Source organism: Duganella sp. Root1480D1 (assembly GCF_001427305.1).
Lineage (GTDB): Bacteria > Pseudomonadota > Gammaproteobacteria > Burkholderiales > Burkholderiaceae_D > Rugamonas.
On record NZ_LMFZ01000023.1, the window covers coordinates 369,751 to 381,177 of the forward strand.

The 11,427-nt window shown below is 64.6% G+C and carries 13 protein-coding genes; 8 read left to right on the forward strand and 5 right to left on the reverse strand.

Annotated elements, in window-relative coordinates:
* Genes ASD58_RS19740 through ASD58_RS19770 form a run of 7 tightly spaced genes read left to right on the forward strand, consistent with a single transcriptional unit; the run spans position 1 to position 6,256 of the window.
* Positions 1–810, forward strand: a complete 810-nt coding sequence (locus ASD58_RS19740; protein WP_057262911.1) for a methionine ABC transporter ATP-binding protein — start codon at positions 1–3, stop codon at positions 808–810.
* A complete protein-coding gene (locus ASD58_RS19745; protein ID WP_057262912.1) occupies positions 803–1,465 on the forward strand; it encodes a methionine ABC transporter permease in 663 nt (220 codons plus the stop codon). Before ASD58_RS19740 ends, ASD58_RS19745 begins: the two co-directional genes overlap by 8 nt.
* Before the next feature lie 12 nt (positions 1,466–1,477).
* Positions 1,478–2,305 (forward strand): MetQ/NlpA family ABC transporter substrate-binding protein, encoded by an 828-nt coding sequence (locus ASD58_RS19750; RefSeq protein ID WP_057262913.1) that lies wholly within the window; start codon positions 1,478–1,480, stop codon positions 2,303–2,305.
* A 4-nt stretch (positions 2,306–2,309) separates the two neighbouring features.
* Positions 2,310–3,698 carry an LLM class flavin-dependent oxidoreductase gene (locus tag ASD58_RS19755; RefSeq protein ID WP_057262914.1) on the forward strand — a complete coding sequence of 463 codons (1,389 nt, stop codon included), beginning with the start codon at positions 2,310–2,312 and terminating at the stop codon, positions 3,696–3,698.
* Positions 3,695–4,678: an aliphatic sulfonate ABC transporter substrate-binding protein gene (locus ASD58_RS19760; protein WP_057262915.1), complete on the forward strand. Its 984-nt coding sequence runs from the start codon at positions 3,695–3,697 to the stop codon at positions 4,676–4,678. The genes ASD58_RS19755 and ASD58_RS19760 overlap by 4 nt, the downstream gene beginning before the upstream one ends.
* Entirely contained in the window at positions 4,675–5,535 is an 861-nt protein-coding gene (locus ASD58_RS19765) for an ABC transporter permease (RefSeq protein WP_057262916.1), read from the forward strand. Before ASD58_RS19760 ends, ASD58_RS19765 begins: the two co-directional genes overlap by 4 nt.
* Entirely contained in the window at positions 5,528–6,256 is a 729-nt protein-coding gene (locus tag ASD58_RS19770; RefSeq protein WP_057262917.1) for an ABC transporter ATP-binding protein, read from the forward strand. Before ASD58_RS19765 ends, ASD58_RS19770 begins: the two co-directional genes overlap by 8 nt.
* On the opposite strand, the gene epsC is transcribed toward ASD58_RS19770, so the two are convergent.
* Positions 6,253–7,170: a serine O-acetyltransferase EpsC gene (gene epsC / locus ASD58_RS19775; RefSeq protein WP_057262918.1), complete on the reverse strand. Its 918-nt coding sequence runs from the start codon at positions 7,168–7,170 to the stop codon at positions 6,253–6,255. The two genes, ASD58_RS19770 and epsC, sit on opposite strands and share 4 nt — an antisense overlap.
* A 126-nt stretch (positions 7,171–7,296) precedes the next feature.
* Between epsC and ASD58_RS19780 the strand changes: the two genes are divergently transcribed.
* Complete coding sequence (locus tag ASD58_RS19780) at positions 7,297–8,499, forward strand: multidrug effflux MFS transporter (protein ID WP_057262919.1); 1,203 nt, start codon at positions 7,297–7,299, stop codon at positions 8,497–8,499.
* Here ASD58_RS19780 and ASD58_RS19785 read toward each other — a convergent pair.
* The 4 genes from ASD58_RS19785 to ASD58_RS19800 form a co-directional block, all read right to left on the reverse strand.
* A complete protein-coding gene (locus tag ASD58_RS19785; protein WP_057262920.1) occupies positions 8,469–8,726 on the reverse strand; it encodes a hypothetical protein in 258 nt (85 codons plus the stop codon). The genes ASD58_RS19780 and ASD58_RS19785 overlap by 31 nt on opposite strands.
* A gap of 51 nt (positions 8,727–8,777) precedes the next feature.
* Positions 8,778–9,398: a metalloregulator ArsR/SmtB family transcription factor gene (locus ASD58_RS19790; protein ID WP_057262921.1), complete on the reverse strand. Its 621-nt coding sequence runs from the start codon at positions 9,396–9,398 to the stop codon at positions 8,778–8,780.
* Positions 9,395–10,636 (reverse strand): MFS transporter, encoded by a 1,242-nt coding sequence (locus ASD58_RS19795; RefSeq protein ID WP_057262922.1) that lies wholly within the window; start codon positions 10,634–10,636, stop codon positions 9,395–9,397. The genes ASD58_RS19790 and ASD58_RS19795 overlap by 4 nt, the downstream gene beginning before the upstream one ends.
* 66 nt (positions 10,637–10,702) lie before the next feature.
* Positions 10,703–11,365: a GntR family transcriptional regulator gene (locus ASD58_RS19800; protein ID WP_057262923.1), complete on the reverse strand. Its 663-nt coding sequence runs from the start codon at positions 11,363–11,365 to the stop codon at positions 10,703–10,705.
* Positions 11,366–11,427: the final 62 nt, after the last annotated feature.

Sequence of the window (11,427 nt, forward strand, 5' to 3'; positions counted from 1 at the left end):
ATGACCATCGAACCACTTATTCAATTGGACCGTGTCGCGCGCAGCTTTGCGCAAGGCCCAGGTGAGCGACTGCACGCGGTGCGCGACGTCAGCCTGACGATCGGGCGCCGCGAGATCTTCGGCCTGGCCGGCAAGAGCGGTGCCGGCAAGTCGACTTTGCTGCGCATGATCAACCTGCTGGAGCGTCCCGACAGGGGCCGTGTGCTGGTGGAGGGGGACGACCTGACCGCCCTCGGCAAGGGCGCGCTGCGCGCCGCACGACAGAACATCGGCATGATCTTCCAGCAATTCAACCTGCTGCGCAACGCAACGGTCGCCGAGAATGTCGCGTTTCCCTTGCACATCCATGGCGGCCATGGCCGGCAAGACGTGGCACGCCGGGTGGCAGACTGCCTGGCTCTGGTGGGACTGGAGGACAAGGCGGGCAGCTATCCTTCGCGCCTGTCCGGCGGGCAGCAGCAGCGTGTGGCAATTGCGCGCGCGCTGGCCAGCAGACCGGCCGTCCTGCTTTGCGACGAGCCCACCTCGGCGCTTGATGCCGAAACGACGCGCGCCCTGCTGGCGACACTGCAGGACGTCAACCAGCGGCTGGCTGTGACCATCGTGATCGTGAGCCACGAACTGGACGTGCTGGCCTCGATCTGCCAGCGCGTGGCGGTGATCGAGGACGGCACGGTCGCCGAACAGTTCCACGTCGCCGACTGGCCGGCTCCGCGCCAGACCGCCCTCGGCCGCGAGCTGGCAGCGCTGTCGGCGCAGGCCTCGCTGGCAGCCGGCGTCGCCTTGCGAAAGGAAGCTGCCCATGTTTGAAAAATACCTCTCGCTGCTGCCCGAGCTGGTGCAAGCGCTGGCGCAAACCGGCACCATGCTTGGCATCGGTTTGTCCATCGCCGTGCTGTTGGGCGGCCCGCTTGGCATCATGCTGTTCCTGGTCGGCGATGGCCAGTCGCTGCAAAACCGTCCCCTGTCCGCACTGCTTGGCTGGCTGGTGAATACGGTGCGCTCCTTCCCTTTCATCATCCTGCTGGTATCGCTGGTGCCGTTCACGCGAGCGATTGCCGGCACCTCGATCGGCCCGCTGGCGGCGGCCGTTCCCTTGTCGGTGGCGGCAATCCCTTACTTCGCCCGCCTGGTCGAACAGAACCTGCGCGAAGTACCGCGCGGCGTGATCGAAGCAGCCCATGCCATGGGTGCCAGCGAACTGCAGATCGTGCTGCGGGTGCTGCTGGTGGAATCGCGTTCCGGCCTGGTGCTGGCACTGACGGTACTGGCAATCAGCTTCCTGTCCTATTCCGCAGTGGCTGGGGTAGTGGGCGGAGGCGGCATCGGCGACCTTGCCATCCGTTATGGCTATTACCGCTTCGAGACCGACGTGATGTTCGCCACTGTTGCCCTGCTGGTCCTGCTGGTGCAGGCAATCCAGTTCGCCGGCAATCGCATCGCGCGCCGCCTCGACAAACGATAACAAGGAGTGACAATGACTGTTCTACGACGTTCCGTACTGCTGGCCGCACTGGCCACCCTGGCCCTCGCTGCCGGCTCCGCTGCCGCCAAGGATCCGAAACAACTGGTGATCGGCACCAGCGCCGGCCCTTATGCCGACCAGATCAAGCTGGGCATCAAACCCATCCTCGAAAAGCAGGGCTACCAGGTCAAGCTGGTGGAGTTCAACGATTATGTGCAGCCGAACATCGCGCTGGCCGAAGGTTCGCTGGACGCCAATGTATTCCAGCACATCATCTACCTGAACAAGTTCGCAGCCGAGCATAAGCTGGCCTTGTCGCCGCTGGTCACCATCCCGACCGCGCCGATTGCCATCTACAGCAAGAAGCACAAAGCCTTGTCCGAGGTCCGCGACGGCACTACCGTGGCGCTGCCGAACGACCCGACCAACCAGGCGCGCGCCCTGGTGCTGCTGGACCAGCTTGGATGGATCAAGCTGAAAGCCGGCGCCGACCCGCTGCGCGCCTCCGAACGCGACGTGGCGCAGAACCTGAAGAAGGTCAGGCTGTTGCCGCTGGAAGCGGCCCAGCTTCCGCGTTCGCTGCAGGATGCCGACTACTCCTTCGTCAACGGCAATTACGCGCTGGCGTCCGGCCTCAAACTGAATGAAGCCCTGATGACGGAAAAGATCTCGCCCAACTATGTGAACCTGGTTGCCGTTCGTACCGCCGACAAGGACAAGCAGTTTGCGCGCGACATCGAGGCCGCCTACAAATCGAAGGAATTCCTGGCGGTCACCAACAAGCATTTCCGCGATTACGCCAAGACCGACTACCAGCTCGCCCTGGAAAAGGCGCAGTAGCACAATGGCCAGGCAGATTCGCTTCAACGCATTCCAGATGAACACCGCCGGGCATCAGTCGCCCGGGCTGTGGCGGCATCCGCGCGACAGCAGCCACCGCTACACCGATCCCCAGCATTGGATCGAGTTGGCGCAGTTGCTCGAGCGCGGTCTGTTCGACGCCGTATTCCTGGCCGACGTGCTGGGTGTGTACGACGTCTACAAGCAAAGTCACGCCACGGCGCTGGCGCGCGGCGTCCAGGTACCACTCAACGACCCGCTGGCCCTGGTGCCGCTGATGGCAGGCGTCACCGAGCACCTTGGCTTTGGCGTGACAGCCGCCCTCACCTATGAGCATCCCTACACTTTTGCACGCCGCCTGTCGACGCTGGATCACCTGACCCAGGGGCGCATCGGCTGGAATATCGTCACCGGCTATCTCGATAGCGCGGCCCGCAACCTCGGCCAGCAGCGTCAACTGGCGCACGATGAGCGCTACGACCTGGCCGACGAATACCTGGAGGTAGTCTACAAACTGTGGGAAAAGAGCTGGGAGGACGGTGCCGTCCTGCGCGACAAGGCCAGCGGAATCTATACCGATCCGGCCCGCGTTCACCCCATCGGCCACGAGGGCCGTTATTACAGCGTCCCTGGCATCCACTTGAGCGAACCGTCGCCGCAGCGCACGCCCTTCCTGTACCAGGCCGGCAGTTCGCCTCGCGGCAATGCGTTTGCCGGCCGCCATGCGGAGGCAGCCTTCGTCAGCGGCCCGGGCAAAGGCGTCGTCAAAGGCTATGTCGACAAGCTGCGCGCCGCGACAGCCGATGCCGGGCGCGATCCGGGCGCCCTGCTGGTCTATGGCCAGGCGCTGATCATTACCGGGGAAAGCAGCGAGCAGGCGCGCGAGCGCCATGCGGAATACCTGGAGCACGTTGACGTCGAAGCCGCCCTGGCCTTGCTGTCCGGCTGGACCGGCGTCGATTTCAGCCGCCTGCCGCTGGATGCCACCATCGACTACATCGAATCCGATGCCGGCCGCTCGGCGCTTGCCTCGTTCACCACCGCCGATCCCGGCCGCCAATGGACGGTGCGCGACGCCGCCCGCTTCATCGGCCTAGGCGGGCGCGGTCCGGTGCTGACCGGTGCAGCCAGCGAAGTGGCCGATCAGTTGGAAGACTGGCTCGACAGCACCGGCATCAATGGCTTCAACCTTGCGTTTGCGGTTGCCCACGAATCGATGCGCGACGTCGTCGACTATATCGTGCCCGAACTGCAGCGGCGCGGCCGCTACCCCACGTCCTACACCCCGGGCACCTTGCGCCACAAGCTGGCCGGCCGCGGCCCGCGCCTGGCGGCCAGCCATCCCGCTACACAGGTAGTCATTCCCTCCCATTTTTCCGAGGAAGCCTTATGAAACGCAGAACCCTGCTGCAAGCTGCCGGCGCCAGCGCCGCCCTGGCCACCCTGCCGCGCCTCGCGCACGCAGCCGCACCACTCAAGGAGCTGCGGCTCGATTACGCCTATTATTCGCCAGCCAGCCTGGTGCTGCGGCGCTTCGGCTGGCTGGAACAGGACTTTGCCACCGACGGCACCCAAGTCAAATGGGTACTGAGCGCCGGCAGCAATCGCGCTCTCGAATACCTGAACGCCAACAGCATCGACATCGGCTCGAGTGCCGGATTGGCGGCGTTGTTGGCGAAGGCAAACGGTAACCCAATCCGCACACCCTATATCTTCTCGCGCCCCGAATGGACTGCGCTGGTGGTACGCAAGGATTCCCCGATCCGCTCCCTGGCCGACCTGAAAGGCAGGAAGGTCGCCGCCACCAAGGGCACCGATCCCTACCTCTTCCTGCTGCGCGCCTTGCATTCGGCCAAGCTGCAGCGCAGCGATATCGAGCACATCTCGCTGCCGCATGCCGATGGCCGCGCCGCGCTGGAACAAGGCAAGGTGGATGCCTGGGCGGGGCTGGATCCGCACATGGCGGCCAGCGAACTGGAAGGAGGGTCCCGCCTCATTTACCGCAACGTCGCTTTCAATACTTACGGTTTCCTCAATGTACGGGAAGATTTTTTGGCCAGCCAGCCGGGTGCTGTCAGCCGGGTCATCCAGGGCTATGAAAAGGCGCGTGCCTGGATCCGCGCCAACCCGAGCGAAGCGGCGCGCATCCTGTCGGAGGAAGCCAAGGTGTCGCTGCCGATAGCGCTGCTGCAGCTCAAGCTGCGCACCGACTTCTCCAATCCGCAGCCGTCCAGCGAGCACGTGAAAGCCCTGCAGGCAGCGGCGCCGATCCTGCTCGACGAAGCACTGGTCAAGCCGGGCAGCGACTTGCCGCGCCTGATCGCTGAGCTGGTGGACACCCGCTTCGCCCAAGCGCTGATTGCCCGCGCATGAGCGAACAGGCAGCAATTTATCCCGGCCAGGGAGGGGCGCACACGGCCCGTGCGGCCGGCGCGGTCCCGAGCGCGCCGGCACGCCGCCGCCATTTGCCAGGCTGGCTGCTTGGCCTGCTGCTGCCGGCCGCCTTGCTGGCCTGCGCCGAACTGGCAGTTCGCGCGGGCGTCCTGGCGCCAAACCTGCTGCCGCCGCCAAGCGCCATCCTGGCGACGATTGCGGAGCTGGCGCAGCGCGGACTGGCCGGTCATATTGCGGCCAGTGCACTCAGGGTCGCCGCCGGCTTTGCGGCCGGCGCCCTGGCAGCGATCCTGCTCGGCGCTGCCACTGCGTTGCACCGGCCAACCCACGCCATTTTCGACCCAACGTTGCAAGCGTTGCGCGCCATTCCTTCGCTGGCCTGGGTACCGCTTCTGCTGCTCTGGCTCGGCATCGACGAAGCGCCGAAACTTGCGCTGATCGCCATCGGCGCCTTCTTCCCCGTCTACATGGGTGTTGGTGCCGGCATCCGCGGCGTTGACCGCAAGCTGGTGGAAGTGGCACGCCTGTACCGGCTCTCGCCGTCGCAGCAGGCCAGGCAAGTATTGCTGCCGGCCGCGCTACCGGCCATCCTGACCGGCCTGCGCAACGGCCTGGGCCTGGCCTGGATGTTCATGGTGGCGGCAGAACTGATTGCCGCCAGCAAGGGCCTTGGCTACCTGCTCAGCGATGGCCGCGAAACCAGCCGTGCCGACATCGTGCTGGCAGCGATCCTGCTGCTAGCCGTACTGGGAAAAGCCAGCGACAGCCTGGTGCTCCGCCTCGAACAACGCCTGCTGGCCTGGCGCGACAGCTTTGAAAGCACCGACCATGCTTGATATCCGCATCGACAGCAAATCCTATGGCGACCAGAAGGTACTGGGGCCATTGCACCTTCAATTGAAGCAAGGGGAAGTCGTCAGCCTGCTGGGCGCCAGCGGCAGCGGCAAAAGCACCCTGCTTTCCATTCTCGCGGGACTGGACCGCGATTGGCGCGGCAGTCTGCACCTGGACGGAGCCGCCTTGCACGGCGTGCACCCGGCGGTCAGCCTGGTATTCCAGGAACCGCGCCTGTTTCCCTGGCTGACAGTGGCTGAGAACCTGCGTTTTGGCCTGCCTTCCTCGGACGACTGCGGCTGCGAAGTGGAGTTGCTGCTGGCAGAAACCGGCCTGCAAGGGCTGGGCCAGCGCCTACCCAAGCAGCTATCCGGCGGCCAGGCCCAGCGTGCAGCCATCGCACGCGGCTTGATGCGCCGCCCGCGCGTGCTGCTGCTCGATGAGCCGTTTTCGGCGGTCGACGCCTTTACGCGGATGAAGCTGCAAGACCTGCTGCTGCGGGTCGCAGGCCACCACCAATTGACCATCCTGCAGGTCACGCACGACATCGACGAAGCGCTCTACCTGAGCGACCGCATCCTGGTCCTGGCTTCCGGTGGTGGTCCGCTGCGCGGGGAATTCACGGTTCCGGCGGCTCGGCCGCGCAGCCGCAGCGAGGCCAGCCTGCTGCCGTTGAAGCACCGGGTACTGGACTTGCTGCACCTGGCCGAGCAGGCCGGTTAGTCGCTGCGCATTTGCGCCTGGGAGACATTGCTGTTCGGCGGCACGCTCTGCGTCAGCCAGACGTTGCCGCCGACGGTAGAGCCGGCGCCGATGGTGATGCGTCCCAGCACTGTGGCGCCGGCGTAGATCACCACGTCGTCTTCCACGATCGGATGGCGCGGCGTGCCCTTGATCAGCTGTCCCGATTCGTCCGCGGGGAAGCGCTTGGCGCCCAGCGTCACATGCTGGTACAGCCGCACACGCTCGCCAATGATGGTGGTCTCGCCGATGACGACGCCGGTACCGTGATCGATGAAGAAGCTGGCGCCGATGTGCGCCGCCGGGTGGATATCGATGCCGGTGCGGGAATGGGCGATATCGCTGACGATGCGGGCGATGAACGGTGCGCCCAGTTTATGCAGGCTATGCGCCAGGCGATAATGCAGGATGGCGACCATGCCCGGATAGCACAGGAGGATTTCCGCGATCGAGGTCGCCGCCGGGTCGCCGGCATACGCGGCCTGTACGTCTGACACGACCAGCGCACGGATCCGCGGCAGCGAGGCAGCAAAAGCCCGCGTAATGCCCTGCGCCGTGGCGAGCTGCGCTTCCTCGGTCTCCGCCACGCCGGCGCCGAACTGCAAGCCGCGCCGCACCTGTTCATGCAGGCGGTCCAGCGTCGTGTTGAGGGTATCGCCAACGAAGTAGTCGATGCTCTCGTCGGTCAGGTTCGGCCGCCCGTAATGGGTCGGGAACAAGGCCGCTGACAAACCCTCCAGGATCTGCACCAGCTCGGCACGCGAAGGCAGCTCGCGCACCCGGCGCTGGTGGCGGATATTGTGGGTCGCTTCGCGCGATACGCGTAGCTGGTTAACCACCTCGTCGAGGTCCCAGCGTGCTGCGCCGCTCGCGGCGCCGTAAGAGTCGATAGCCATAAGGCACAAGAATATCGAGATTACATTGAAAAGCGAAAGAAACTGTTTGCACAAGCTTATGCTTTTCAGTCATAAGCAGATAGTCCGGGTTTCCCTTAAAATAGCGCGCTCACTCTCGGGCACCACATGAAGAACATCCTGCTTACCCTGCTGCTTGCCGGCCTGACCATGGTCGGTCCGCTGGCAATCGACACCTATTTGCCGTCTTTCCCTGCGATTGCGGAGACTTTCAACGCCAGCCCGATGGCGATCCAGCAGACCCTGAGCCTGTTCCTGTTCACCTTTGCCTTCATGATGCTGTTCTATGGCACGCTGTCGGACAGCTTCGGCCGCCGCCCGGTCATCCTGTGGTCCCTGGTGCTGTATGTCCTCGCTTCGCTGGGTGGCGCCCTGGCCGGCTCCTTCGGTTTCCTGCTTGGCGCGCGCATCCTGCAAGGCCTGGCGTCCGGCGCCGGCTCCGTGATCGGCCGCGCCATCGTGCAGGACCGTTTCCAGGGCATGGAAGCCCAGAAAATCCTCGGCAACATCATGATGGTATTCGGCCTGGCGCCAGCCATTGCGCCGGTGTTGGGCGGCTGGATGCAGGTGTCCTTCGGCTGGCGCTCCATCTTCTGGTTCCTGGCTGCCTTCGGCGTATTGATGTGGGTTGCCGTCTGGCGCTGGCTGCCTGAAAGCCTGCCGCAGGAGAAGCGGCACCCGCTGCACCTGGGGGCGATCGCCCGCAACTACTGGATGGTGCTGAAGCATCGTCAGTTCCTGCTGCTGTCGGTATCGCTCGGCGCAGCGTTTGGTGGCTTTGCCCTGTATATCGGCTCCGCCGCCTACTTCATCATGCACATCCTGAAGCTGCCGGAAACCGCCTTTGCCTGGCTGTTCATCCCCCTGATCAGCGGCCACGTGCTGGGCGCCACCATGAGCGGCAGGCTGGCGCACCGCATGGCGCCGGCCCGACTGATCCGCCTGAGCTACGGCCTGATGGCAATCGCCGCAGCGCTCAACGTGGGCTACAACTGGTTCTTCGCTGCCACGGTGCCCTGGGCCGTGCTGCCGCTGTTCCTGTTCTCGTTCTCGCTGGCCCTGGCGATGCCGCCGTTGACCCTGGCCGGCATGAACCTGTTCCCCCAGCATAGCGGCCTGGCCGCATCAATGCAGTCCTTCCTGCAGATGATGCTGTTTGCCCTGGTGTCCGGCCTGGTGGCGCCGCTGCTGTTCGACAGCGCGCTGCACCTGGCGCTTGGCCTGGTGGCCTGCCTGGTGGTGAGTTACGCCACCTATCGCGGTGCCACGCATGGCCAGCATCAGGGCCAGGGGGCTGGCGTCACTTCCTGATATTGCGGGCCGCCTTGCGCTGGCTCGGGAGCTGCCTGCGGCGGCTCATGGCCCAGCTTCAGGTTGGAGGGCAAGCCGAGGCCCAGGATTTCCTTCCTGCCTTCGACAAAATCGGAAGTACTGAGGGGATGTTCGCGGTCGGGCCAGTTGGCAATGGCCCAGTTCTGCACTTCGACGTAGCGCTTCCACACTTCGGTGACAAATTTCCGCCTGATTTCGTCGTCCATTGGTGCCTCCATTGGGGTTTCCCCTACTCTACACCAGTGGCGGGAATGCTGTCACACAGGCTTGATCCGGTAGGCGCAACGGCGCGCGCCGGCCAGGATATGTTCTTCGCGCTGCACTGCGCACCCGGGGCCCAGCACCCGCTGGAAGACGTCGAGCTCGGAACGGCAGAAATTCTGGCATTCGCGCGCCGCGGCGCAGATCGGACAATGATTTTCGACCAGGAGCAGGCTGCCGTCGCCCTGCTGCTCGACTTCGGCCATATAGCCTTCCACGTCGCGCGCCAGGGCCAGCGCTTGCACCCGCTCCGGCAGCGCGGCACCATCGCCGATCGCCTGACGATAGAAGGCCTCGCTGGTCTGCTCGCGGGCGGCGATCAGCTTATCCATGCCTTCCTCGCCGAACAGCGCGCGCACTTGCGTGATCAGTTGCAGCGTCAGGTCGGCGTGGCGGTCGGGGAAGCGCGCATGGCCGGCGTCAGTCAGCAGCCAGCGGCGCGCAGGGCGCCCGACTTTTTCCGCCACGTCTTCGAAGGTGACGAAGCCACGCTCCTCTGCCGCTTCCAGGTGGCGGCGTGCACCCATCGAGGTCAGGTCGAGCAGCTCGGCCAGTTGCTGCGCAGTGCGCGGGCCGCGCGTCTTCAACAGGAACAGGATCTGGTCGGCAGTATTCATGCGCCAGCTCCTCCAGTACTTGCCGCCGCGCGCTGCACGGGTACCGCCGCCAACTCGCCGCGCCAGCCGCGCAGCCGCCAGCCCGCCCACACCGCCAGCACGGCGCCAAGCAACAGGATCAGGCGCGTATCAACCAAGGTCAGCACCGATCCAATCGCCGCCATGACGATGTTCGCCAGGCAGAACGTCATCGACAGCAGCCCCATGACCGAGCCCTGGCCATGTGCGGCAAAACGGTCCGCCGCCCACGACTGCACCGTCGCGTTATAGAAAGCATTGGGCAGCCCGAACAGGCAGATCGCCACCATGCCGACCCACAGGTTGCCAAGCGCAACGCCCGCCACCGAAGCCGCAAGGCCGAACGCCAGCCAGCTCGCGCGATGCAGCGGTTCCATGCTGCTTGGCCGGCCTGCGATCAAGGCGGCCAGCGTCATGCTTGCGCACATCGCCATATTGATGGTGGCGATACCACGCGCATCGTAGCCGCCCTGCTCCACCAGCCACAATGGATAGTATTCGTAGAAACCGGTGATCCCGCAGGTCAGCGCCAACTGCACGATGAACAGCGTGCGCAACTCAGGAAAGCGCAACAGGTTCATCGCATGGTGCGAACGCGCCACCTGCCACCACGAAGCGCCATCGGCAGGCGTCCTGGCGGCGCGCGGCACCGTGATTGCCACCAATGCCGCAGCCAGCACCAGCGCCGCCACCGCAACCCAGAACGGCACCGTAATGCCGAAGCCCAGCGTGAAGCCGGCCAGCACCGGGCCCACCAGCCAACCCAGGTGCAGGGAGCCATTCACCAGCGACAGCGCGCGCAGGCGCTGCGGCCCTTCCAGCTTTTCGGCCACCAGCGCACGCGCGACCGCGCCATTTCCTTCCAGCAGGCCGGTGCCGAAGCGGGCCAGGATGAACAAGGGGTAGGATTGCATCACCAGCGCGAATGCGGTCAGTGCGTGGCCTGCGGCGGCGCCGAGCGCAGTCGCCAGCAGGATCGGGCGGCGCCCATAGCGGTCCGAGAGAGGACCAAGCAGCGCCGAGCCGATCACCAGGCCGATCGGATTTACCGTCAACGCAATGCCGAACAACAGCTTGGGCGGCAAGCCTAGAAAGTTATTGAGGGAGTTATGCGCTTCCGCCGCAAACAAGGGCGGAAGGATAGGATATGGCAGCGAGGCACCCGTGGTGGACAGCAGGCCAAGCAGGCAGGTCGCCGCGATGAGGAGGACATTGTTCATGCCCTCCAATATACGCAGGCCCCGACAATAAGTAAACAAAAAACCTTACTTATTCTTGCTAATTTATCAGGCAGCGGATTTGGTCAGTTGCGGCAGCGATGCCATCAGGTCGGAGAAGCGCTGCCCCTGGATCATCACATGCCCGCGCAGCAGTTCGGCCGCCTGGTCGCCATCGCCGGCCAGGATGGCCTGCACCACGCCCTCATGCTCGGAATAGGAATGGCCGATACGGTTGCGCACGCGAAGCTGCAAGCGGCGGTAAGGCCGCAGCCGGCGATACAGCCCGCGCGTCTGCTCGAACAGGAAGCTGTTGTGGGCACCCGCGTAAATCGCTTCGTGGAAGGCCTCATTGCGGTAGTAATACTCGTCCGGCTCCTGTGCTTCGACGGCGGCCTTGCAGGCTTCATGGGCAGCCAGCAGCACCTGCTGCTCTTCCGGCGTCATGCGGCGAGCGGCCAGGCGGCCGCAGGTCGCTTCCAGTTCCGACATCACTTCGAACATTTCGACCAACTGTTGCGGCCCCAGTTCGGCCACGATGGCGCCGCGCCGTGGCCGGATCACCACAAGCCCCATCGATTCCAGCTGGATCAGCGTTTCCCGGATCGGCGTGCGGGACACGCCAAAACGGCTCGCCAGCTCGGTTTCATCGAGGTGCTGGCCCGGCTGCAGCTCCCCCATCGCAATCATTTCCTCGATGGTTTCCCGCAGGGTGGAAGAATGTTTCGTCATGGAACCACAAATTAGGTGTGTATATAAGACTCCATTATAAGTCGCACATTTCACTTGACAAT